This window comes from Gemmatimonadota bacterium (genome assembly GCA_009838845.1).
GTDB lineage: Bacteria > Latescibacterota > UBA2968 > UBA2968 > UBA2968 > VXRD01.
In genome coordinates, this window is the sequence record VXRD01000045.1 from 26,693 (window position 1) to 50,219 (window position 23,527).

General features: G+C 50.9%; 22 protein-coding genes. 8 read left to right on the top strand and 14 right to left on the bottom strand.

The genetic code is table 11. From position 1 onward, the window contains the following. Nucleotides 1-15: 15 nt before the first annotated feature. Both F4Y39_06955 and F4Y39_06960 read left to right on the top strand, forming a co-directional pair. Nucleotides 16-1,014, top strand: coding sequence for a Gfo/Idh/MocA family oxidoreductase (locus tag F4Y39_06955; GenBank protein MYC13453.1), 999 nt, complete (start codon nt 16-18; stop codon nt 1,012-1,014). A gap of 4 nt (nt 1,015-1,018) precedes the next feature. Then, nucleotides 1,019-1,720 carry an amidotransferase gene (locus tag F4Y39_06960; GenBank protein MYC13454.1) on the top strand — a complete coding sequence of 234 codons (702 nt, stop codon included), beginning with the start codon at nt 1,019-1,021 and terminating at the stop codon, nt 1,718-1,720. A gap of 35 nt (nt 1,721-1,755) precedes the next feature. Here the strand turns inward: F4Y39_06960 and F4Y39_06965 are convergent, their stop codons facing one another. The 3 genes from F4Y39_06965 to F4Y39_06975 all read right to left on the bottom strand — a co-directional run bounded on the left by F4Y39_06965 (nt 1,756) and on the right by F4Y39_06975 (nt 3,855). Further along, entirely contained in the window at nt 1,756-2,958 is a 1,203-nt protein-coding gene (locus F4Y39_06965; protein MYC13455.1) for a hypothetical protein, read from the bottom strand. A 70-nt stretch (nt 2,959-3,028) separates the two neighbouring features. Further along, nucleotides 3,029-3,529, bottom strand: a complete 501-nt coding sequence (locus F4Y39_06970; protein MYC13456.1) for an RNA methyltransferase — start codon at nt 3,527-3,529, stop codon at nt 3,029-3,031. Between the two features lie 107 nt (nt 3,530-3,636). Then, nucleotides 3,637-3,855, bottom strand: coding sequence for a YtxH domain-containing protein (locus tag F4Y39_06975; GenBank protein ID MYC13457.1), 219 nt, complete (start codon nt 3,853-3,855; stop codon nt 3,637-3,639). A 169-nt stretch (nt 3,856-4,024) separates the two neighbouring features. On the opposite strand from F4Y39_06975, the gene F4Y39_06980 reads away from it, so the two are divergent. Both F4Y39_06980 and F4Y39_06985 read left to right on the top strand, forming a co-directional pair. Continuing rightward, nucleotides 4,025-5,245, top strand: a complete 1,221-nt coding sequence (locus F4Y39_06980) for an amidohydrolase (protein ID MYC13458.1) — start codon at nt 4,025-4,027, stop codon at nt 5,243-5,245. Beyond that, the gene (locus tag F4Y39_06985; GenBank protein ID MYC13459.1) at nt 5,232-6,347 is read left to right on the top strand and encodes a YbdK family carboxylate-amine ligase; all 1,116 of its coding nucleotides are present in this window, start codon (nt 5,232-5,234) and stop codon (nt 6,345-6,347) included. The genes F4Y39_06980 and F4Y39_06985 overlap by 14 nt, the downstream gene beginning before the upstream one ends. On the opposite strand, the gene F4Y39_06990 is transcribed toward F4Y39_06985, so the two are convergent. From F4Y39_06990 to F4Y39_07025, 8 genes are all read right to left on the bottom strand, one after another. Then, a complete protein-coding gene (locus F4Y39_06990; protein ID MYC13460.1) occupies nt 6,328-6,750 on the bottom strand; it encodes an ankyrin repeat domain-containing protein in 423 nt (140 codons plus the stop codon). The genes F4Y39_06985 and F4Y39_06990 overlap by 20 nt on opposite strands. 131 nt (nt 6,751-6,881) lie before the next feature. Next, nucleotides 6,882-7,901 (bottom strand): S41 family peptidase, encoded by a 1,020-nt coding sequence (locus F4Y39_06995; protein ID MYC13461.1) that lies wholly within the window; start codon nt 7,899-7,901, stop codon nt 6,882-6,884. A gap of 2 nt (nt 7,902-7,903) precedes the next feature. Beyond that, entirely contained in the window at nt 7,904-8,656 is a 753-nt protein-coding gene (locus F4Y39_07000) for a hypothetical protein (GenBank protein ID MYC13462.1), read from the bottom strand. A 128-nt stretch (nt 8,657-8,784) separates the two neighbouring features. Next, nucleotides 8,785-10,584 carry a hypothetical protein gene (locus F4Y39_07005; protein MYC13463.1) on the bottom strand — a complete coding sequence of 600 codons (1,800 nt, stop codon included), beginning with the start codon at nt 10,582-10,584 and terminating at the stop codon, nt 8,785-8,787. A gap of 46 nt (nt 10,585-10,630) precedes the next feature. After that, a complete protein-coding gene (locus tag F4Y39_07010; protein ID MYC13464.1) occupies nt 10,631-12,310 on the bottom strand; it encodes a DUF4252 domain-containing protein in 1,680 nt (559 codons plus the stop codon). 12 nt (nt 12,311-12,322) lie between these two features. Continuing rightward, nucleotides 12,323-13,888 carry a caspase family protein gene (locus F4Y39_07015; GenBank protein MYC13465.1) on the bottom strand — a complete coding sequence of 522 codons (1,566 nt, stop codon included), beginning with the start codon at nt 13,886-13,888 and terminating at the stop codon, nt 12,323-12,325. Further along, complete coding sequence (locus tag F4Y39_07020) at nt 13,888-14,646, bottom strand: ActD-like protein (GenBank protein ID MYC13466.1); 759 nt, start codon at nt 14,644-14,646, stop codon at nt 13,888-13,890. Before F4Y39_07020 ends, F4Y39_07015 begins: the two co-directional genes overlap by 1 nt. After that, nucleotides 14,643-15,116 carry a sigma-70 family RNA polymerase sigma factor gene (locus tag F4Y39_07025; protein MYC13467.1) on the bottom strand — a complete coding sequence of 158 codons (474 nt, stop codon included), beginning with the start codon at nt 15,114-15,116 and terminating at the stop codon, nt 14,643-14,645. Before F4Y39_07025 ends, F4Y39_07020 begins: the two co-directional genes overlap by 4 nt. 192 nt (nt 15,117-15,308) lie before the next feature. Between F4Y39_07025 and rpsA the strand changes: the two genes are divergently transcribed. Next, entirely contained in the window at nt 15,309-16,586 is a 1,278-nt protein-coding gene (gene rpsA, locus F4Y39_07030; GenBank protein MYC13468.1) for a 30S ribosomal protein S1, read from the top strand. Nucleotides 16,587-16,675: 89 nt separating this feature from the next. Beyond that, on the top strand, nt 16,676-17,017 hold the full coding sequence (locus F4Y39_07035) for a peptide chain release factor-like protein (protein MYC13469.1): 342 nt from the start codon (nt 16,676-16,678) through the stop codon (nt 17,015-17,017). Here F4Y39_07035 and thiL read toward each other — a convergent pair. Continuing rightward, nucleotides 17,014-18,057: a thiamine-phosphate kinase gene (gene thiL, locus F4Y39_07040; protein ID MYC13470.1), complete on the bottom strand. Its 1,044-nt coding sequence runs from the start codon at nt 18,055-18,057 to the stop codon at nt 17,014-17,016. The two genes, F4Y39_07035 and thiL, sit on opposite strands and share 4 nt — an antisense overlap. Further along, nucleotides 18,011-18,775, bottom strand: coding sequence for a phosphoribosylformimino-5-aminoimidazole carboxamide ribotide isomerase (hisA, locus tag F4Y39_07045; protein MYC13471.1), 765 nt, complete (start codon nt 18,773-18,775; stop codon nt 18,011-18,013). Before hisA ends, thiL begins: the two co-directional genes overlap by 47 nt. Nucleotides 18,776-18,907: 132 nt before the next feature. Here hisA and F4Y39_07050 point away from each other — a divergent pair, with 132 nt between their 5' ends. Continuing rightward, nucleotides 18,908-20,026, top strand: a complete 1,119-nt coding sequence (locus F4Y39_07050) for an aminopeptidase (GenBank protein MYC13472.1) — start codon at nt 18,908-18,910, stop codon at nt 20,024-20,026. A 46-nt stretch (nt 20,027-20,072) separates the two neighbouring features. Next, nucleotides 20,073-22,238 carry a cadmium-translocating P-type ATPase gene (gene cadA / locus F4Y39_07055; protein MYC13473.1) on the top strand — a complete coding sequence of 722 codons (2,166 nt, stop codon included), beginning with the start codon at nt 20,073-20,075 and terminating at the stop codon, nt 22,236-22,238. A gap of 114 nt (nt 22,239-22,352) precedes the next feature. On the opposite strand, the gene F4Y39_07060 is transcribed toward cadA, so the two are convergent. After that, nucleotides 22,353-23,527, bottom strand: a 1,175-nt coding sequence (locus F4Y39_07060) for a LysM peptidoglycan-binding domain-containing protein (GenBank protein MYC13474.1), incomplete at its 5' end; no start/stop codon positions are given.

The window sequence follows — 23,527 nt, forward strand, 5'->3', positions numbered from 1 at the left end:
TTTCAGGAGTTTTACATGTCCTATCGCATTGGAATTGTTGGTGCTGGCGGTATCTCGCGTGCTCATGGTCGGGCGGCGGCACAATCTGAACGCGCAGAAATCGTTGCAGTCTGCGATGTCTTGCCCGAAGCAGTTGAGAGATACCGCGGCGAATTTGACGTCCGAAAAGGTTATACCGATCTCGACCTGATGCTCGACAACGAAAACCTCGACATCGCCATCATCTGCACATGGGGCCGCTTTCACGCCAGCCTGAGCAATCAAATTGCGAAATCGCAAAAAGTTCGCGCCATCCTCTGTGAAAAACCCATCACACAAACCGCTGCAGAATGCCGAGAAATGGTCGCCTGCGCCAAAGCCAACAATATCCTCCTCGCCGAAGCCTTCAAATTTCGCCATCACCCCTTACATCTCAAAACCAAAGAAATTCTCGACAGTGGAAAAATCGGAACCCTGGGCAACATTCGCAGCACCTTTTGCACGGGCGTTTCAGACGACCGCCGAAAACCCGAACTCAACTGGCGTTTCAACAAAGAAAAAGGCGGAGGCGCGGTCTATGATCTGGGGTGTTACAATACCCATCACGCCCGCTTCATAGCCAACGCCGACCCCATCCGCGTCTATGCCACGGGAGAATTTGGTCGAGAAGTGGATGAAACGATTATCGCCATCTACGAATTTCCCAATCAGGTCACTGCCCAACTCACATTTAGCTTCAAAATGGCCTCCTCACAATATTTTGAAATCTCCGGCATCGATGGCATGTTGCGAACAGAACGCGCCTGGAACAACGAAAATCAGCCCACGACCCTTGAGGTCCACACCCGCGATGGCATTGAAACCCATGAATTTGAACCCGTCTTTCAATTCCTGAACCAGCTCCATCATCTATGCGATTGCCTCGATACCGGGCAGCCGCACCGCATCCCGCCCGAAAACAGCATCGGCAATATGAAAACAATGGACGCCATTTACGAGTCCATCAGAACACAACAACCCGTGGACCTTTCTTGAAATCATGAAACTGCACTATCTCCAGCACGTGCCATTCGAGGGCCTCGGCAGCATTGCATCCTGGGCAAAAGCGCGTCGCGCTCAGATTTCGCGCACGCGCCTCTTTGCCGGCGAGGCATTGCCATCAGCCGATGAAATTGACCTATTGATCGTCCTGGGAGGCCCCATGGGTGTCTATGACGAACGCGACTATCCCTGGCTCATACGAGAGAAGGACTTTTTGAAACAGGCAATAGATACCGGTACACATATACTCGGCGTCTGCCTGGGCGCCCAACTCATAGCCGACGTACTCGGAGCCAGAGTCTATCCCAACGACCACAAAGAAATCGGCTGGTTTCCCATTGAAGGCGTGCAAACGCATGAAAAAATCGGGCTGTTACTCGCACAGGCTGGCAAAGTCTTTCACTGGCATGGCGATACTTATGACCTCCCCACTGGCGCAACGCACCTTGCCAAAAGCCGTGCCTGTAAGCATCAGGCATTCTCGGTAGGCAATCAGATCCTCGCATTGCAATTCCACCTGGAAACAACGCCCAACGCAGCCCGGGCATTGGTCGATAACTGTGGGCACGAAATCGTCGAAGCGCCCTATATTCAGCCCCCTCGCGAAATACTGACAGATCAACGCGAATTTGAACGCATCAATCGCCTCATGTCAGAATGTCTCGACCTGCTGATACCAAATAAAAAAAGCGACCATTAAGGCCGCTTTCTCCATAGATCAAATTGCAGGTTACCTCACTGAGATCCCGTCATCCTCGGCACAGTCCGAAACGCGATTTCCCTCGGATAAAAGAACCCCCGTAACCGACCGAGAATCCGCCACTCATTCAAATCCACCACCGTAAGTCCCGGTCCTCCAGCCTGTAGCACAAGCGTTGCAACATAAGCCCGAGAGCCATCGGGCGAAACCCCGAGTATCGTCGAATCATTCCCCAATCGCAATGTGCGAACAATCAAATTGTGCTCCACATCAATTTCCAACAACACGCCCACTGCGCTTACGTACAATAACTTTTTATCGGGCGAAAATTCTGCGCCAAACGAACCCTCCTGATCAATCTGAAGCGCACCCACCACCTGATTGGTATTGAGATCTAAAACAGAAATCACACCGCGACTATAATTTGTTACATAAGCGCGCGCGCCATCCTGCGTAATTGAAATCTCTAACGGAATATCACCGATAACTATCCTCGCTGTAACCGTCATCGTTGCCAGATCCACAACGACCACATTTCGATCGGTTTGATTTGCCACATACAACGTTGTGCCATCGGGCGAGAGCGCGACATCAATTGGTCGATTGCCCACCAGGATAGAATCTATGGTAACGCCATTCACCACATCCACCACGCGAACCAGGTCCTGCACTTGATCGGCCACATAAGCCCGCGTCTGATCGGGACTCAGCACTGCTTTGCCCCGCGATTCAACAGGCACGCTAAACTCCACCTGATGGCGCGTGTCCATCTTGAAAAATCCAAACACCTCCGCCACATAAATCGACTGCTGATCCGCAGACACTATAACTCCACCCGGACCGCGATAGGGCAGATAATCGATTATCAGATGTGAATCGGAATCCAGTGCCATAACCGAACTATCATCTATGTCCGCCACATAAATAATATATCGATCTCCGCTCGGCTCAGCAGGTGTCTGCGATTCACCATAAGAAGCACTAAATGCCAAAAAATCGTTAAAATTCGTGACCCCGTCCTCATTCAAATCCGTGCGAGGATCATAACTCTCAACCTCAGGATCCGCATTAAAATTATTGACAAAATGCAAAAAATCGGTAAACGTCACCTTGCCATCGCCATCAAAATCCGATCCCATAGGGCCGTTAGCCACCCAGAACACGCGCGTTTCAGCCCGCAGTTCCTCTCCGTTCAGGGCCATAAGCATACACAGCACAGCGCAAAAGCGTAAATTCATCGGGATAAGTCCTTTCTCAATTGTCGGTAGCCAGTCCGCTCAACGCCACAGTCCAAAAGTCAAAAGCATATCACTCCCTATCTCGTTGCCCCTCAAAAACGGACAACAATTCATAAAGCATAACCCCTGTAGCTACAGACACATTTAGAGACACTTTTGTTCCCAACATTGGAATATGTACAACGCCGTCGCACAAACACAGTGTCTCGGGACGCACGCCCGTCACCTCATGACCCAAAACCACAGCCACCGGCCAGCGATAGCAAAAGGTTCGAAAATCGACACTATCTGGCGTTTGCTCTAATGCAACCACCTGAACACCTTGTGAGCGCAAATCGCCAATTACCTCTTCCGTATCCCGTTCATAATGCCAGGGCACGGCCTCTTCTGCGCCCAACGCCACGCGACTGATTTCCCTGCGCGGGGGACATCCCGTAAACCCCGTCAAATAAATCCCCGATGCATTAATCCCATCTGCCGAGCGAAAAATCGCGCCCACATTAAACAGTGAACGAACATTTTCCACAACGGCATAAATGGGATAGCCATCGGGTTTGGAAAGCAAATTCATCAGATACAAAAACGCAAGAAGTAAAAACGCTCTCGCGTCTTACTTCTCGCGTCTCACCTCTCTATTCGGGTCGTTCAATCCAGAAACACACCCATCCTGAAATTCTTCTAATCTATATATCCCGCTTCAGCAGGTGATTCCTGAGATTTTGCGGAACCATTAAAGCGGGTGCGCACCCGTTGAACGGCCTCTCCCAGGCGCGAGCGCGTATTTCGCCCCGCTTCCGTTCCCAAAAACAATCCCAGAATAGCAAGGCCACCAAGAGCAAGGCCTACAACGAGTCCTACCCAGAAAAATTCGCGATGCACTTCTTGTCGTCGCCACATAACACACTCCTTGGAAATATCTCCCGATTGTTTAACCTACAAACTTAAAATGCCCGTCTAATTTCAACCATACACGGCGCGAAGTCAAGCGGAAATAGGCATTCAGGAGCAGACGAACCGACCGAAACAATTTATAGCGCAAAAAAAAATTATCCCTATTTTAAGGGACATGCCCAACAAATGGATGCAAAAACTCGACCGTGCCATTGACGCTCAACGCAAAAAAATTGTACGCGTCCGCCGCGATCTACACATGTATCCCGAACCCAGCGGTCGCGAAGTGGAAACCACGCGCTATCTAGTCAAATTATTACAACAGACCGGATGCCATATACAGATGGGTCCCAGAGGCTGTGGCGTTATAGCCGACAACACATTGGAAAAAACGCGTATAGGCATGCGAGCCGATATCGACGCACTTCGCATACAAGATGCCAAAAACGCGCCCTACCGCAGCCGCGTACCAGGCGTGATGCACGCCTGCGGACACGATGGTCATACAGCCACCGTGCTCGGTGCTGTTCTGGGCCTTCTGGAATGCGACCGGGTATTGCCGTGGCCCGTACACTGGCGCGCCATCTTTCAACCTGCTGAAGAAACCAATCGCGGCGCCAAAGACATGATCGCCTTTGGTGCCCTCAAAAACGTCTGTGGCCTGCTCAGTCTTCACCTCGATCCCTCGCGTCCAACAGGTACCGTGGGCACACGCAAGGGCGTGCTCACAGCCAATTGTGCCGAAATAGAAATTTGTATCCAGGGCCGAGGCGGACATGCTGCGCGCCCCCGGGAAACACGAGACCCCATCGTCGCTGCCGCTCAGGTCATCACTGCACTCTATCAATCATTGCCTCGCAATGTAGATACCTACGACCCGATTGTCATATCAATTGGGCATATCTCTGCAGGCGAAAATCCCAACGTCATACCCGGCCAGGCTCTGCTTCGCGGCACCCTTCGCACCCTCAGTGGCAGTTCTCAAGCCCATGCTATGGACCACATCCTCAAGATTGCCCATGGCATAGCCAATCTCACCGACACGGAAATCGATGTTCGCTTTCTCACCGGTCCCTCATCGGTCAACAACGACCCCACACTCACCGAACTGATCCGCCAAAATGCCATCGATCTATTGGGCCAAACACACGTTCAAACCATCGCCAGACCGAGCATGGGGGGCGAAGACTTTGCCAATTATCTCGACCATGTGCCCGGCAGCCTATTTCGCCTGGGATGCATGCCCGCCCGGGGGAGTGCCCCGCCCCTGCATGCACCCGACTTCGACATCGATGAACGCGCCCTGGTCATAGGCGCCAAAATACTCGCGCGCAGCGTCGTCAACTACTTCGATCCATCGCGAAAAAAGAATGGAGCTTGCCATGACCCGACTTGAATTTAATCCCAGTAATCAACCCACCCTCGGCGTGGAAATAGAACTGGCTCTGGTCGATGCCAACACCATGGCTTTGTGCAGCAAAAATGCCGCGATTCTCAATCGCATTCCCGACGAATATGCCGACAAAATCAAGCCCGAATTGATGCAGTGTTATGTCGAAATCAACACCGATATATGTGAAAGTGTCAGCCATGTAGAAGCCGACCTCAAGCCCAAACTCCAGACGCTATCCAGCGTAGCGGCCGCCGAGAATGTCCAACTCTACTGGTCGGGCACACACCCATTTTCCACCTGGCGCGAACAAAAAATCACCCCCAATGACCGATACATGGGCCTCGTCAACCTTCTCCAGGACACCGCCCGGCAACTGGTCACATTTGGCCTCCACGTACACGTAGGCGTCAACAGCGGCGACAAAGCCATAATGATCTGCGACCGAATACTGCGCTATTTGCCCGTCTTGCTGGCGCTATCTTGCAACAGCCCATTCTGGGAAGGTCGGGTCACGGGCTTGCACTCGTGGCGATCAAAAGTAATGGAGGGCCTCCCCACCGCTGGGCTGCCCCCCTTAATGCGCAACTGGAGCGAATATGTCTGGCTCATCAACCACCTCATCGACACTGGCTATATCGAATCCATCCGAGAAATCTGGTGGGACGTGCGTCCCCACCACGCATTTGGCACCGTTGAAGTCCGCATTTGCGACATTCCCGGCACTCTCGAAGACACATTGGGATTGGTCGCACTCGTACAGTGTTTAATTTGCAACCTGTCCGACGAAATCGACCGGGGAATCTATCAACACGACAGCCACCCCATGCTCATCCGTCAAAACAAATGGCATGCCTCGCGGTACGGCATCGATGCACAACTGGTCGATTCCACCTCTCACAACCTCAAATCCGTCCCACAAATAACCGAGGAACTCGTCGAAAAACTGCTCCCCATGGCCGAACAGCTCAATTGCGTACCCTATCTCAAACACGTCCTCGACATGGCTCACCAACCCACCTGGGCGCAACGGCAAATGGATCTCCTCGCCCTCACTGGCGACCCCGCCGAAGTCGTCCGCCGCCTGATTAACGAACCATCTTCTTGACCGAATTGCCAACAGACTGCAGAAACTTCACAACTTCCGCGGCTTCCTTGCCTCCCTTTTTGGCATGGATCATCAGCGCAATCCCGTGTGGCCCCTTTTCATTTACAACCGCGGGATTGTCGTTCACCACCGCCTGTACGATTTCGAGCTTGCCCAGCATGGCCGCCGCAAACAAATCGATACGCGCACCCTTGTTCAGCAAAAACTCGGCAATGTCCTTGCGACCCATGTGTGCTGCTGCGCCCAGTCCTGTTTCCCAGTCGCCGCCTCCCCAATCCCAGGAAGAATTGACGAGTGCCGGTTCTTTCTCAAGCAGCTTTTTTACACTGTCGAAGTCGCCGTGGGCATCTTGGACAAATTGGTTGACGAGTTTCGGATCAATAGCAGAATTATTTTGTGACATGTTTTCCTTCCCCTCTTGTCGCGGTGCAATAAAATATTTTGACAATCTGAAAATTCAACAAATTGTAATAACATTTAACTGGAGACGCAACGAGAATGAAGAAAAGTTTCAGAGGGAGTTAATTCCTCCTTTCATTTTTTTACTAATATCTCAATCGCTGTTTCAAAAATGCGGTCCGTTCCACTTTCCAAAAGCGCGTCTGGCGTCGAAACCCAAACATCGGGTGCAAGACCAACACCTTCAAAAGGTTCAAAGTTGGGCGTAAATGCCTGCCACCGCGGAACACGAAAAGTCCAGCCATTGGGTAGTTCACGATACACGGGATTGCCCGAACCCCCTCCCGTTGTGTCACCAACAACTGTGACCTGGGGCAAAGTACGCATCATAAGCACAAAGGCTTCTGCCGCGCTAAAAACACGACGGTTGGTGAGCAGGACGACTGGTCTGGTAAATGTGATATTGCCTTTGGGTTCAAAGCTATCGGAAAAATACTGGGTAAAATCGTCGTGATTGGGTCCGCTGCGAAACTGAACATGCCTGAACAATCGCTCTTCATCTGCAAATCTGCTAGCAACATCCTTTGCATTTCGACCACTGCCTCCGCCATTGTTGCGAACATCGACAATGAGTCCTTGTATATTACCCATTTCTCTCAGTGCGATTTCGATGTCTCGTCCCCAATTGCCACCACTATAATTGCTAAAACTGCTGATATGCACATATCCAATTTGCTCATCCAACAAGCGATATTGTATGGGATTATTTGTGCGTCTCACGATACCATATTGAATGCGTAAAATTTCGCTGTCGTAATTGCGTGGATATTGATCCCACCAGGCAGTGTATGAATAATCTCCCAAAGGGGTATAAAGATTTACATGCCCGTCCCGGAGTGTTGCGAGCATATTGCTCATAATGAGAAATAGGTCCTCATCTGTTGTCTGCGATGTGACCTGTGGGCGATAGATGGCATAAACCGAATCCCAGTCAACGCCTTTGAGTTCAAATGCAGCGTAGAAATGGTCGTATTCTTGCCAGAGGTATTCAAAATTGCTTTCGGGTGTGTTTTCTGGAATAGAATTGGTAATGGTTCGGCTACACCCTATGCCCAGGAGGATAAAAATGAAGAATGTTGGCAGACAAATCTTCACGTCTAAAACCTCCAGTTGATCAACCCACTCAGTTGATCAACGCCGATTTGCACACGACGCGGTTCCGTATAGCGATAGAATTGTCCCCAATATTGTATCTGGACAGACCATCTATTAGAAAGATGATGCGTCCAGACAAGATTGTGTTCCACGCTTAAAAATTGGTGTAGACTTGTTGTATCGAAGTCTCCGCTTTCACCCATGCCATAGGTATGACGCCATAAGAACACAAGCGCGGGTACAGACAGGTCATAATATAGAGATGATTTGTCTGTCCATTCAAAATGCAATGCGATTGACGGCTGAACCGAACCGACGAATTCACCAAAATATTCACGACCAGATTGTAAGTAAAATTGTCTGCGAAAATGAATAAATGCCTGTTGAACAACACCCCAATGCAACCGCAGACGACCAGACGAATCAGACCGAAAGGAGCGGTGATATGCGTATCTTACTTGAATGCGAGTTAGCTCAACCCTGTGATTGTGCCCTCGGGTAAGAGACGATGTGAGAAGCCCAGTATCCCACATCAGGGATATGTGATGACGGCGTTTGGCATTTTGAGCGCGATATTTGATGAGCCATCCCTTGCCATCTCCATTGTAAGTAAATGGAGAAGCCAAATTATCTTTACTACGCATCAAAAACAAACCGAGACCAATACCGAATTGCCGCGTATTTTTTGTCTCGGCTTCCACAGATTGCGCAATCAACAAACATCCCACAAAAACCAAACCAATATATTTCGCCATAAAATCAGATCTCGTATGTATTGCAAAAGGCGTGAGTTCTGGATCGCGGCTAAAACCATGCCGCGATGACGGCTCTGTTGATAGGAATGAGTTAAAGCAAAAAACTTATTTGAAAAACCTCTCTCCTTTTATCTGCGAATACTCTTGACCGCTCCCACATCTTTCCCCCACAACAAACTCAAACTAAAGCTCAATTCCGGACCGCTGAAATTTCTACGACCTCTTATTGGCTCTGCAAAATTTGCAATCAGATGATAGCCCGCGCTTGCGCCGAGCATCAAATACCTTCCGATGGCAAAATCAACACCACCACCGATATAAGCTCCCAAACTGGCTTGAATACGACCTTCTTGAACGATCCTCGATGTAGTCAAGTCGAGATTTAGCTTTTCAAGATCAGCCTGAACGTTGACAGTTCGCCCCTCATCGTCTTCTTGCACCTTAACGCTAACGCCTTCCGCCTCAATATCGACGTTTGGTACATCTCGTCCTATACCAACTTTTTGAGAGGTGTCTGATAAAAAATAGGACCCCGCACTTGCGACAACATAAGGGCGAAAAGGGGATGGTGCCAGAGGCCAGTAGTACCTTACACCAAAAAGCAGAGGCATAACAACGACGGCATCCTCTGATATGCCTATAACACCCACATTTTGCTCGATCTCTGCAATCAACCCAGCCCATCGAACCATCAAAGCCAGATTTTCTTTGAGCTGATAGATATAAGCGACAGCCCCCATCACATTCTCTGCACTCTGCTGTACCAATCCGCTCCCTACACTTTGCCGCGCCAATCCGCCTGTGCTGGTAGTAGATCTTCCAACTGGATTCCAATATCCGCCGCGCAATTCGATCCGAGAGCGCTTTACGCTATATTTAATCCCGCCCCGAGTTGTGGTACGTTCTCGTGCAACAATTTCAAAATCATCTTCGTCAAGTATCTCGCGCTGTCCCATCGCCAATTCGACCGAAGCTGTAGCCGATTGAATCTCACGGGCCATGTGAACGCGATACGTGCCGGGTTCCAAACCCAACTCAACGCGCCGTCCAGCGGGCTTGAACAACTCTGCGATCAACTGTCGATTGGCATTTCGAATAAAAAATCGCCCCTGAAGCGACTCCGCCAAAACCAGTCCCGCCGACGTTTGTCGCACATCCGTCATCACCACATCGCCCGTACCCGTCATCTTGATATCATAAGCTGGATGCTGTGCCCCTCCTCGTGTGCGTTCCGTGCCCTCCAATGTATTTTGAAACGCGAAGTGATAGGCTTCATTCAACGTGACGCGCCCATCCCCGGTCACATCTGCTGCACCGCGCAATCCCGACACCAGATAATGCGAAAAAAACGACGCCCCAATCGCATCCGACTCCTGCGCCGCTTCATCTTCTGAACTCGACGTCAAAAACGCATACCCCCGCATATCCGACGACGCATCCACCATAAACGCCTTTTGTCGTCTTCCGCCCTTCAATCGCGTAATCGCACCAGAAGCACAGGCATCCAAAATAGCAATATGCACTTCGGCTTCCATCCTATCCATTGCATTGCGAAGGCGTACGTAGGAAAAAAGCGATTCACCCAACCTAAGGCCATTTTCATCGGCGTGTCCCGAATAATAGATAATGACCTCTCGCCGCGCTGCTTCCGCAGATGCAACCCGATTGTGCAATACGTGCAAAGCCATCTCAAGATCGTCAACGCGCGGATCGGATAACAAAACACCGGCATCAACCCCACCCATTGTTTCCATGACCTGCACAAAATTTTGAGCATCAGAGACAGCATATTGCAGGGTCTCGCGCTTTGCCCCGCCATCATTGGCACCCACAGCCAGCACCCACCGCCGCACGCCATCTACCGCATACAGATCTTGAACAATCAGAACACAGAGTACCATCATAAGAGCCAAAACGCGACCAAACATTGCAATTCTTCCTCCTTTGGACCTCTCTCCTCATCCGTGATATAATCTAAAACGCCCGCCGAAACCGCACCCAAACCCGCCAATCAACCAGATCGTTTGCATCCAGTGGCCGGGCAAAAAACACGCGCAAATTATCGGTCTTTAATCCAAATCCCGCACTCGTTACAACCCGTGTTTCAACAGGCCCTCTATCCGAAAACCACGCCTTACCCGCATCAAAAAATACACCGATGCCAACATCATCTAAAGGCCAGTCATCCCTAAAATGAGCTTCGCCATCAACCCAATAAATCGCATTAAACAGCACCATGCGATCTCCCTCATAAGCATTCAATCCATAACCCCTAAGCGAAGAAGGACCTCCGAGACGATAGAGAAATTGCACGGGCACACGTCCTCGTCCAGTACCCGCGCGAACGCGCAAATTCAATTGGGTCCCACGCCCCGCATACTGATAGCGGCGCACATCCAGGATATAGCGTTCAAAATCAAAATCGCCTCCCCAAATACCACCTGCTTTCTCAGCCTGTGCCATTAAACGCCATCCCTGTCGAGACCGTTGGCTCGCACGACTATCTAACTGTAGTGTACCCATTACACTGTGCATTTGCCCGGCCTCAATCTCTGGATTGGGTCGAAAATTCATCCGGCTACCCCATCGATCGCCAAATAGATTCCAGGAAACGCTATTGGGCATCGACTCGAAAACATCTACACCCACCTGTCCTCGAACCTCTACCATGCGGTCAAAATCCCGAAAAATATAAGTACTGGCCCCCTCCCGACGATAATAGTCTCTAAAATCGCGTCGCAACAAAAAGGCAAAAATCGAATTTTCTATCTCATCAATACGCCAATTATCTTGCGTATTTGTCAACCCGTGCAATTCAAAACCCAGCGCGACCATGTTGTCCTTTGACGCACCAGAAAAAGTAAAAAACTCAGCACCAGCCTGATAATCCCACCGATTACTCCCAAAGCCATAACCCACTTCGCCATAGTGCGCCACCCCGCGCGAAGTGCGATATTTCAATGGCAATCGCCAGCCAATAAAAACGCCATCCACCCGATTGTAACGCACCAAAAAATCTTCGTGATCAATGCGCCAAATATTCGAAAATGGAGCAATACGCGCCTTCCAGGAACCCAGGCGGTGGTGTGCTATGTGGGAGACAGACGGTTTATATCCGGGCAATAAACGAGCAATGCGATCAAACGCCTCCACCTCTAATTCCCGACCAACAGTTCCCATTTTATCAATTTGAACAACGCCAACCACATTGACCAGCGTTAAAGTGGCAGCCTTGCGATCATGGACCATTGCAAACAGACCAATAACAGCATCTGCTTCCTTCTGCAAATACACCGACACGCGCTCGCGTTTCTTCCATGACTGAACGGTTATCTCCCAACCCATCGCATCTAAATATCGCGCAATTTTGTCCATACGCATTGCAATCTCATCAACCGACAGAGTATGCACACGCACCAGCTTCAGATCTGATAGGGCTTCACCAATTTTTTTATTTTTACTTTTGACCCTTTCAGCGACCTGCTTCAACATCAATTGTCCAATAGACACATCCGCAGTGACATCTTTGGACTCAAATACATCCAGTGATTTAACCTCCACATAACCCAAATGACTGGAAATATCTTGTTGTGCATTCGCGATTCCAAAAATCAAAAAACAAATGACACTCGCGCACAAAATCATTCGGCACATATTCTCCTCCGATCAGAATAACAACAAACCCAACCCCACGCTGTACTCCATCCCACTATAGTCCGTTTGCCCATCCACCGGCACAGCAAAAGGCTCGACAAACCGATTATAGCCTATGCGTCCACCCAGAACAAAAAACTTCATAAACGGCACATCCAGTCCACCACCCCAATACAACCCATTCACTTCATCGACATTCTCATCCAATACTTTACCCGTGTACCGACCAACGCCTCCTTCGGCATAAGGGCGCAGAGGTGAACGCCACATATTCAAAGGCATATAAATACGCAGACTGACCAGCTCAGATGACACGCCTGCTTTTTTTTCATCGTCAGCAAACGAAAATCCCGAACGAGAATAATTGATCGAAACATGTTCTGTGGGCCAGAATCCAAAAATCCAGACTTTGCTATCATCCCCCAGTTGCCATGCACCCCTGCTGCGTTCAAGACGCCATCTGCCGGATAGCCTGTGTGGATAGCGGGCAGATGTCCCGGTTGCTGGCTTCCTCAACGCAGGCCCTCGGCTTGTGGTTTTTTCGCGCACCTGAGAGCGAAAATGCCGATCCTCAAGCAAAAACCGCTCACCCTTTTTTAACGCGACCTTTGAATGCAACAATTGCGTTCGCTGTTCAAAATGAATGTCATAAACCTCGGGTTCCAATCCCAACTCGAGCGTTTGCCCGGCGGTCTTGTCCAGCTCTGCCACCAGTTGCTCCTGCGAATTGCGCACAAAAAATCGGCCATTCAACTCATCCGACAAAATCAAACTCGCCGACGTCTCTCGCACATCGGTCATCACCACATCGCCTGTACCCGTCATCTTAATATCATAAGCCGGATGCTGCGCCCCTCCCTGAGTTTTTTCGGTTCGCTTCAGCGTATTGCGAAATGCAAACGCATACGCTTCGCTGAGTGTCACCTTACCATCACCGGTCACATCTGCTGCACCCCGCAAGCCAGACACCAGATAATGCGTGAAAAACGATCCGCGAATGCGATCCGATTCTTGTGCAGCCTCATTTTCGGAACTCGAAGTCAAAAACGCATACCCCCGCATATCCGACGACGTATCGACCATAAAGGCTTTTTGCCTTTGCCCGCCTTTCAGGCGCGTAATAGCGCCCGAAGCACACGCATCGAGCACAGTAATATGCACATCCGCCTGAACGCTATTCATTGCATCGCGCAAAGCGCGATAGGTCAACCGATCTTCTCCCAACAGCAACCCATTTTCATCGGCATGCCCCGAATAATACAGGACAACTTCGATGCGACTCGACGATTGGGATGCTTTTATAACCCGAGATTGCAAATCCATCAAAACCCGTTTAAAATTTTCCAAACTCGGCTCGGCCAATAAAAATTGATCCTCAGATTCAACCCCACCCATCATCTCTAAAACACGAGCAAAATGTTTTGCATCCGATACGGCATAACGCAGTGGTGTGCGTTTCACCCCACCAAAATTTGCGCCAGCCGCCAACACAAAACGCCGCACAACCTGTGTTGCCTCAATTCCCTGAGCACATAACAGCAGACCGATCCCCAACAGTACTGCCCATCGGCGCAACATCACCTGCCCCCTTTGTAAAGCGTAATGACAAACTGCTCAAATTCTCTTCCCACCCTCAATGAATCGGGACCACCCTTTGCCGCCTGTGCCACATCGCGCACGTCAAAAGACATATCTGCTGTCAAAAAATAAAACCGTTCCCACTTTGGAGCATCATCCAGTTCGTAAGAATAATCCAGAGACACCGGATCGCCCTGTATCAAGCGCACGGCACTTGTTCCCGATGAGGGCAAATGCCGCGTCACAGTGCCGCGCCCATCCACAGACACAATCACCCCAAAAGGCTTGCCCGCCGCGCGATAAAAAATCTGAATCAAATCGCCTGTATAAGCCACACTGCTATCCGACAATTGTTCAATCTCAGACGCCCTTTTTCGATATAGCAACAAATCCGGCTTTACGCCTTTTAACCGAATGCCATCCATCCCTTTCCGATCCCAGGGTGGCGGCACTTCAGGCCCCGGTAAAAAGATCGAAAAAACAACGGCGAGCAAAATCACAGCGGCCAATGCAAAACGCGGACCGAACCGCGATATACTCGGCACCCCTCGCCTCTCCGACCGGCGCGCAACCTGCCGCGCAACCCACTCAGTCGGATAGGACGCGTGAATTTCTCGATCTGACCCTTCCAATGCCTCCAGGCGCGCCCTCAAATCCGGGTCCTCATCCAGCGCCCTTTGAACAGCTCTCATCTCTTCTTCCGGCAGTTCATTCAGCCGAAAACGCTCCAGTTTCCAATCACCGCGTTGTCTCCTCATAGATCCTCCAACTTCTCCAGCGATTCTCGCAACCCCCGCAACCGCTTTCGCACTCCAGAAACCGACATCCCAACCTCCCGAGCGACTTCCGCCAATGTGAAACCATCCACAAAATGTAAAACCGCAATTGTTCGCGTCGAATCTCTGTGCCGGGCAAAAAGCCGGTCGAGCATCGCCCGAGCATCCAACCGCGATTCCAGATCTTCAATCCCAGCAATGTGTATCAACTTCTCATCACCCGGCAGATCGAGCCGCTGATCGCGAATGCGATTCAAACACACATTGGTCGCAATGCGATACAGCAAACTCGACGGATAGGTCGCTTTCAGACGATCCCGGCGTTGCAATACCCGCACAAAAACATCTTGCATGGCATCCATGGCGCGATCTTCATCTCGCAACAACCGCCGACAGCGACGCAACACCATAGGACCGTATTTTTGATATAACAATTCGACATTCATAAACAACCCATCGCTTTATTTTTTAACACATCACACAGACCAAAATGTTACTTTTTTTTGGCAGGCACAAGATCGAGATGAATTTAAACGCTCGCCTGAGAAGGAAAATTTGGTTGCTTATTTTTTTTATCCTTTATAAATTATTTGTTCTGTCTAACAACCCCCGTCCCTCAAAAACGATTCCACAGGTCATAAACTATGAGCACCCCCGAAACAACACGCGAAACGGCTGGCGATACACCAGCCAATGCCCCTTCAGACGACGCGCCCACTGTCGAAGAACTCGACAAAAAATACGCTGAAGACACACCTGATACCGAATTTGCCGCATTACTCGAAGAAAGCGATAAGCAGAGTTATCGCGAGGTCTCTACTGGCGATAAAGTCACTGGAACGATCCGCGAAATCGGTGACTCCACAGCTTTTATCGACTTTGGCGGCCGCAGTGAAGCATCAATAGACATTCAAGAACTGCGCGACGAATCGGGCGAATTGAAATACAAGGCTGGCGATACCATCGAAGCCTTTGTCGCCAGCACCGATGGCGAAATACGCCTGGCATTTTCGTTGCGCGTTTCCAGTCGTCAACTCCTGCGTCAAGCACATCAAAACGACATGCCCATCGCCGGCAAAGTCACCGGCTTCAATACCGGAGGCCTTGTGGTGAATATCGGCGGCCTTCGCGCATTCTGCCCCATGTCGCAAATCGACACGGGATATTGCGACGACCCGGCTTCGTATGCGGGCCAAACCCACAACTTCAAAATTGTTGAACTGCGAGGACGCAACAATGTCGTCGTTTCACGCCGCGCTTATCTGGAAGAAGAAAATCGCAAAAAAGCCGACGAGATGCGCCAAAAACTCTCAGAAGGTGAAGAAAGAACGGGAACCATTACACGCATAGAACGCTTCGGCTCTTTTGTTGACCTCGGAGGAGTTGAAGGTCTGGTACACGTCTCGGAAATCAGCCACACCCGTGTAGAAAATCCGCGCAGTGTCCTAAAAAAAGGCGAAGAAGTGCGCGTGAAAATAATCGGCCTCAAGAATCTGGGCAAAAAAAATGAGCGCATATCGCTCTCTATCAAAGCACTGGAAAGAGATCCCTGGGATACGGTAGCAGAGCGCTACCAATCGGGCAGCATCATTACCGGCAAAGTCGTTTCAATCCAAAATTTCGGTGCCTTTGTCGAAATTGAACCCGGTATTGAGGGGCTGGTCCACATCTCGCAGTTCGTCTCGGGAAAACGCATCTCAAACCCCAGCGAAGTCGTTTCAGTCGGTCAAGAAGTCAAAACCTTGATCCGCGAAATCGATTTGGGTAAAAAACGCATTTCACTCTCAATGCGCGCCGTTGAAGAACGAGATAGGCAAACGGCTGAAATTGAGGACATGGCCGCATTCAAATCCAAGCAAACGCAAGAGTCTCAAAGCGACAATGCCATGGCCGACGCCCTTCGCCGTGCAGGACTCGCCTGAGAGGCCGTTAAAATTCAGCGGTCAGTTTTGCGCCATCACGTCTCGTTGGGTGATCGTTAAAAACTGACCGCTTATTTTTTTATGTTAAAATGTCTAAAAACACCGACAAAAACGCGCTCCTGAAGGATGTCCGATTTCAAACTATGCGCGGGTCTGGCCCCGGCGGTCAACATCGCAACAAAGTTGAAACCGCCGTACGCGCGACCCACATACCCACGGGTATTACGGTCATCGCCACAGAACACCGCTCACAACACCGCAACAAACAACTCGCCCTCGAACGTTTGCAAAACCGCTTGAACGAGCGCAACAAAAAGCGCAAACCGCGCATCAAAACCCGCCCCAACCGATCTTCGATCGAGAAACGCCTGGAAAAAAAACGCCAGCGTGCAGAAAAAAAACGCCAGCGACAACGCGTGGTCAACAATTAGCTCCCAAAATGATCATATCCCAACTGCTCCAATAGCACGCGCTTGCCATCCTCATCTTCTATCATCACACGACCATCGCCAGCCACAACCTCGCCAATGCGACAAATAGAATACTGTTCTGCCAGTGCTTCGACCTTATCGACCTGTGTGTGAGACACAGAAAATAGCAGCTCAAAATCTTCCCCTCCAGTGAGAGCAAGATCCAATTTTTCTTCACCACTGACTTCACAAAATTTCTTAAACGCCAGCGACATGGGAATCGTCGCTGCCCGAATCACAGCCGACACGCCACTTTGCTGGCAAACATGGCTCAAATCCGAAGCCACCCCATCCGACACATCGATCATCGCTGTCACCGCACCTGTCTCCGCCAATACCTGCCCCAAATCCAACCGAGGCTCAGGCCGATAATGCCTTTGTAACAACGCGGTTCGCACCTCACCTGGCAGATCGACATCACCCAATACCAGCCCCAAACCACCTGCAGCATCGCCCAATGTCCCCGATACATAGACAGCATCACCCACTTGTGCGCCAGACCGATAACACACCTGGTCTCGCGCCATCTCACCCGTAAGCGTCAAACTCAAAACCAGCGCACCAGACGTGCGCGTTGTATCACCGCCCACAACAGCCACATCAAACCGATCTGCACAGGCAAAAAGCCCGTTGTAAATACGCTCCACATAACCCACATCACAATCACCCGATGCGCTAACCGCCACAACCGCATCCGTTGGTTTCCCTCCCATAGCAGCCACATCGGACAAACTCGCAGCCAGTAATTTGTACCCCACACCTTCTGGCGGTGCCTGTGGCACAAAGTGTACGCCCTCAACCATCGCATCAACCGTCACCAATCGCACGCGCGCCTGCCCGGCAGCCATAACAGCGCAATCATCTCCAATCCCACACAGAACCCGATTGCGCTGTGCGTGCGCGGTAATGCGATCAATAAAATCGAACTCTCCGATATCCTTAAACCGATCCATCTCACTTTTCCCCCCACGCCCACGCCACAACATCTCGATACGCCACATCGCCCCCAAAAATATCCAGCGCACTGCCAATAGTCAGATCTACCCGCCCCTGGCCCAGCACATTGACGCGGTGCATATCCGATAGCTCTCGCACCCCGCCTGCATAAGTTACCGGCACGGGTGACCATTTGCCCAATAATTCCACCAGAGGTTCTTCTACACCTGCTCGTTTGCCCTCAACATCAACCCCATGCACCAAAAACTCAGCACAATAGCCTGCCAACGCACTCAAAGTCTCCTCGCCGACAGTCACATCCGTAAATCTTTGCCAGCGATCCGTTACAACAACATAATCATCACCGCGCCTTCGACAACTCAAATCCAGAACCAAACGCCCTCTACCCACAGTCTGTATCATCTCATCCAACCGCCTCATATCAATTTGCCCATCTCGGAAAACATAAGACGTCACAATTACATGGCTTGCACCCGCACGCAAGAATTTTTTCGCATTATGTGGCGTGATACCCCCACCCATATGCAGACCCCCGGGAAACGCCTCCAGAGCCTCCAACACCGCCGCTTCATTGCCCGGCCCAAGCGCAATCACATGGCCGCCCCAAAATCCATCCTCGCGATACAGCCGTGCATAATCCGCAGGAGAGCGTTCGGTTTCAAAATTTGTCACCGTGTGCTGGGCATCCCCATCGCGCAACGTGCCCCCCACGATTTGTACAACCCGACCATCTTTCAAATCAATACACGGTCTGAATTTCATGTGATCTACCCAACGGGCGGGCACGGGAACACCGCCCCTACAACTTTCTGTAAAAAATATGGATTACAAACATATTATGTGTTATTTTTCTATTTATATCAACATCAACCGCGATCATCCCAAGGAAACTTTATGCAAGATCCCCGACTTGAAAAACTCGCCGATGTCCTAATTCGCCATTCCACAAAGTTACAAGCGGGCGAAACCGTCCTCATTCAAGGCTACGACATGCCCGAAGACATGATCATTGCACTCATTCGCAAAGTGCGCGAAGTCGGCGGCATTCCCCTGGTATCCATGAAAAACAACCGCATCCAACGAGAACTCATCCATGCAGGAGATGTCGCCACCATGCAACAAGCAGGCGATTACGAAGCCTTCCGAATGAAGCGCGTACAGGCCTATATCGGTCTGCGCGGTAGCCGCAACATCTCAGAATTATCAGATGTATCCAGCACCGCGATGAATATTTACGAAAAACACTGGCTCAAACCCGTGCATTTTGCTATCCGCGTGCCGCATACCAAATGGGTAGTCTTGCGATGGCCCACACCTTCTATGGCACAACAGGCGCAACAAAGTACTGAAGCTTTTGAAGATTTTTACTTTGACGTCTGCACGCTCGACTATGGCAAAATGGCCGAAGCGGTTGTACCCCTCCAAAAACGCATGGAACAAACCGAGCGCGTGCGCATCACCGGAGTCGATACCGATCTATCCTTTAGCATCAAAAACATACCAGTCAGACCCTGTACGGGACTTCGCAACATCCCCGATGGCGAGTGTTTTACTGCACCGGTGAAATACTCAGTAAACGGTCACATCCATTTCAACGTTCCCACTATCTATCGCGGTACAACATTTTCAGATATCAAACTGACCTTTCAAGCGGGCAAAATCATCGACGCGACCGCAAATGACACCGATAAACTCAACGATATTCTCGACACCGATAAAGGCGCGCGTTATATTGGTGAATTTGCCATCGCATTCAACCCCTATATCACATCGCCTATGCTCGATATCCTCTTCGACGAGAAAATAGCGGGCTCATTCCACTTTACACCCGGAAATGCCTATCCCGATGACGCCGACAACGGCAACCGCTCTGCCGTACACTGGGACATGGTATTTATCCAAACACCCGAATACGGCGGAGGAGAAATCTACTTCGACGACGAGTGCATTCGCAAAGACGGGCATTTTGTCGTAGAAGACCTCAAAGGGCTAAACCCCGAAAACCTCAAATAAACTAAAATAGCTTTCACAACTGCCCATGACAAAAACCGAACACCCCATGCAAACCCTGACCATCTCCATCAAAGGCATGAGTTGTGCCGCCTGTGTGGCGCGGGTTGAAGATGCCCTCCAAACTGTTCCCGGCGTCGCAGATGCCCAGGTCAACTTTGCCACCCATCAGGCCACGGTTCATCACAAAGCAGTCCTGACAGATGTGCTCCTGAACGCCGTCTCCAATGCCGGCTACGAAGCCTCTCCTCACATTTCCGAAGACGCCGAACAAATCGAACGCACAATCGAATATCGCAAGTTGCGTTATCTGTTCACAGTCGCCGCAATCCTCTCTGCACTCATCATGGCAACGGGCATGACCCGCACCATGTGGGGTGCAAACATCCCCCCCCATCACATTCACATATTGCTCTTTGCATTGGCCACACCGGTCCAATTCTTATGTGGCTGGCGTTTTCTCAAAGGGGCATGGGCTGCACTGCGCCATCGCACAGCCGACATGAACAGCCTGATAGCTGCGGGAACCCTCGCCGCTTATTTTTACAGCACTGCGGTAATCTTTGCCCCACTCGACATGCAGAATATCCAGACCTACTTCGACACCTCTGCCATGATCATTACACTCGTCCTGCTCGGTCGTCTGCTCGAAACGCGCGCCAGAGGTCAAACATCGTCCGCCATCCGAAAACTCCTCGACCTGCGACCCAAAACTGCCCACATCGTCCGCGACGGCCGGGATGTTGAAACGCCCGTTGAACACATCCAGGTCGGCGATCACATTCGCGTTCGGCCCGGTGAAAACATCCCTGTTGATGGCCTCATACAAAATGGACAATCCGCAATTGACGAATCCATGCTCACGGGGGAATCCCTACCCGTTGACAAACAATTAGGCGACAAAGTCACAGGCGGCACGCGCAACACAACCGGTAGTTTTATCTTCCGGGCAACACAGATCGGCGCCGATACAGTCTTGTCTCAAATCATCGACCTCGTGCGCCGGGCACAGGGGTCCAGAGCACCTATACAACACCTCGCCGACCGCGTCGCCCGCATCTTTGTCCCGATAATCTTTGCCATCGCCCTGCTGACCTGCGCCCTGTGGTGGATCTTTGACTTTGGGATCGAAACCGCCCTCATCAATGCCGTGGTCGTCCTCATCATCGCCTGCCCTTGTGCAATGGGATTGGCCACCCCCACTGCCATCGCGGTCGGCACAGGACGGGGCGCGCAACTCGGCATCCTCATAAAAGGAGGCGATGTGCTCGAAAATGCACACCGCCTCAATGCCATTGTCCTGGACAAAACAGGCACGCTAACAGAGGGCAAACCCACTGTCACCGATATTATCCCCGCAGAAAATTATCACCGCGATCACATACTCAAACTCGCAGCCTCTGCAGAAAAAGGATCGGAACACCCCCTCGGCGAAGCCATTGTTCGCGCCGCGCAAGAAGCCAACCTTTCCCTGCATCCAACCACAGATTTTGAAGCCAGACCAGGCGTTGGCGTCGCCGCCACAATTGACGGACAGCGCGTCGTGCTCGGCAACCCACGCACCATATCTGACCGCGCAAAATATCCAGCCGAAAAACTCGAAGCCGAGGGCAAAACCGCCGTATTCGTCACCGTCAATGATCAGCCCGCGGGCCTCATCGCCATTTCAGACAACCTGAAAGCCGACGCCGCGCAAGCCGTTCATGACCTCCAGCACCTGAGCCTTGAAGTCTCCCTCGTGACAGGCGACAATGAGCGCACGGCCAAAGCCATTGGGCAACAGCTCAACATCAATCAGGTCTTTGCCGAAGTTCTACCCCAGGACAAAGCTCACAAAATCGCGCAACTCCAGGACCAAAATATAAACGTGGGCATGGTTGGCGATGGCATCAACGACGCTCCTGCACTCGCCCAGGCCAATGTCGGCATCGCCCTGAGTTCGGGCACAGACATCGCCATAGAAAGCGCGGGCATGATCCTCATGTCGGGCAACCTATCGGCCATAGCCACATCTATCCGGCTATCGCGGCAAACCATGCGCGTCATTCGCCAAAATCTCTTCTGGGCATTTGCCTACAACACCCTTCTAATTCCCGTTGCTGCGCTGGGCCTGCTCAATCCCCTGGGTGGTCCCATGCTCGCCGCAGCTGCTATGGCCCTCTCTTCTGTCTCCGTTGTCACCAATGCCCTGCGCCTAAAGCGATTTTCTCCGTAATATCTTAATAAGCGAATCTACGAATCAGCGAATCTACGAACCCCACCCATCCTCCCAAAATCAGTATGTACTGCCATTCGTCTATTCGTCTATTCGTCTATTCGTCTATTCGTCCTACCGCCTCTTCGCGTAATTTAATATCCCGCGAAAAATGCGATCCGCATCTGAATCGCGTATCTTGTGAGAACGCAATGCCCATGCTTCGCCTTTATGGTGTACATTGCGTATCTCCACCAGAATTTCTGCCTGCGCCAGATTGCCCCGCAACACCGCCAGATTCCGCCCCCCAATTTGAGCGGGCATATCTGGCAGATCGAGTGCCCTTTCCATAATCCGCGCAAATGACCGGGACCGGGAATCGATCTTCCCGCGCCTGCTCCAATAAATAACCAGAGGACCCTCTGGACGATTGGGAGTGTTGTCTGCATGCAGGGATATAAACAGAGTCTTCCCGCGCCTTGCAAAGAAACGGTTGGCTATTTTTACCCTTTGTACAATATTGTCAAGCCCCGGACGCACTGAAAAACTATTTCTTCTGTTGACACTTACATCGTTATAGACTTCGTTTTGTTCGTGTACAAACGTCCTTGCAGGCGGATTATTTTCCCGAATGAGATGATTTGGACTAATCACCGTCATCTCCACCTCGGCACCTGCAAGCCTCAGTTTTTGGTACAAACGCAACGCAATATCGTAAACAAATTCGTCTTCGACCACATAAACCGAACGATTATTGCCATCTAAATTGGAAACAATAGCACCCGGGTCGCGTCCACCGTGCCCCGGGTCGAGCACAATGCGCCAGCCTTTCAATGATCTGCCATCTCGACGCATATCAGAATTAATACTGGCATTGAACACGCCCATCAAATTTCGGGCACTCCGATAATCTTCAATCGGCTTTTTGGGGGGCACTTCTCGATATCTCCGACTGCGTTGCACAGCGGCTTTGGGACGAGAAAAATAATACGGCCCATTATCCATCGTGATCTTTGTTAACCGAGTCTGTATCTTTAACCTCTGGCCCACATAAATGCGATCCGACCGGATACCATTGCTCCGCTTGAGTTCGGTCAGGCCCATAGAATATTGTGCGGCAATTTTAGAAAGCGTATCCCCCCTTCTCACCACATAGTCCATTTCTACGTAGCCAGAAGATGGACGGGAGCGAGCCGATTGAACAGTATAAGAACGCGTGCGAAGCCTTTGTCCGGGATAAATATTATTCGACCTCAACCCATTGATCCGCTTCAGTTCGGTCACACTCATGGAAAACTGATCGGCAATTT

Excerpts from the sequence above, each read along its gene's own strand:
- F4Y39_06955 (MYC13453.1), top strand. The coding sequence starts at position 16 with ATGTCCTATCGCATTGGAATTGTTGGTGCTGGCGGTATCTCGCGTGCT.
- F4Y39_06960 (MYC13454.1), top strand. The coding sequence starts at position 1,019 with ATGAAACTGCACTATCTCCAGCACGTGCCATTCGAGGGCCTCGGCAGC.
- F4Y39_06965 (MYC13455.1), bottom strand. The coding sequence starts at position 2,958 with ATGAATTTACGCTTTTGCGCTGTGCTGTGTATGCTTATGGCCCTGAAC.
- F4Y39_06970 (MYC13456.1), bottom strand. The coding sequence starts at position 3,529 with ATGAATTTGCTTTCCAAACCCGATGGCTATCCCATTTATGCCGTTGTG.
- F4Y39_06975 (MYC13457.1), bottom strand. The coding sequence starts at position 3,855 with ATGTGGCGACGACAAGAAGTGCATCGCGAATTTTTCTGGGTAGGACTC.
- F4Y39_06980 (MYC13458.1), top strand. The coding sequence starts at position 4,025 with ATGCCCAACAAATGGATGCAAAAACTCGACCGTGCCATTGACGCTCAA.
- F4Y39_06985 (MYC13459.1), top strand. The coding sequence starts at position 5,232 with ATGACCCGACTTGAATTTAATCCCAGTAATCAACCCACCCTCGGCGTG.
- F4Y39_06990 (MYC13460.1), bottom strand. The coding sequence starts at position 6,750 with ATGTCACAAAATAATTCTGCTATTGATCCGAAACTCGTCAACCAATTT.
- F4Y39_07000 (MYC13462.1), bottom strand. The coding sequence starts at position 8,656 with ATGGCGAAATATATTGGTTTGGTTTTTGTGGGATGTTTGTTGATTGCG.
- F4Y39_07005 (MYC13463.1), bottom strand. The coding sequence starts at position 10,584 with ATGTTTGGTCGCGTTTTGGCTCTTATGATGGTACTCTGTGTTCTGATT.
- F4Y39_07010 (MYC13464.1), bottom strand. The coding sequence starts at position 12,310 with ATGTGCCGAATGATTTTGTGCGCGAGTGTCATTTGTTTTTTGATTTTT.
- F4Y39_07015 (MYC13465.1), bottom strand. The coding sequence starts at position 13,888 with ATGTTGCGCCGATGGGCAGTACTGTTGGGGATCGGTCTGCTGTTATGT.
- F4Y39_07020 (MYC13466.1), bottom strand. The coding sequence starts at position 14,646 with ATGAGGAGACAACGCGGTGATTGGAAACTGGAGCGTTTTCGGCTGAAT.
- rpsA (MYC13468.1), top strand. The coding sequence starts at position 15,309 with ATGAGCACCCCCGAAACAACACGCGAAACGGCTGGCGATACACCAGCC.
- F4Y39_07035 (MYC13469.1), top strand. The coding sequence starts at position 16,676 with ATGTCTAAAAACACCGACAAAAACGCGCTCCTGAAGGATGTCCGATTT.
- thiL (MYC13470.1), bottom strand. The coding sequence starts at position 18,057 with ATGTGGCGTATCGAGATGTTGTGGCGTGGGCGTGGGGGGAAAAGTGAG.
- hisA (MYC13471.1), bottom strand. The coding sequence starts at position 18,775 with ATGAAATTCAGACCGTGTATTGATTTGAAAGATGGTCGGGTTGTACAA.
- F4Y39_07050 (MYC13472.1), top strand. The coding sequence starts at position 18,908 with ATGCAAGATCCCCGACTTGAAAAACTCGCCGATGTCCTAATTCGCCAT.
- cadA (MYC13473.1), top strand. The coding sequence starts at position 20,073 with ATGCAAACCCTGACCATCTCCATCAAAGGCATGAGTTGTGCCGCCTGT.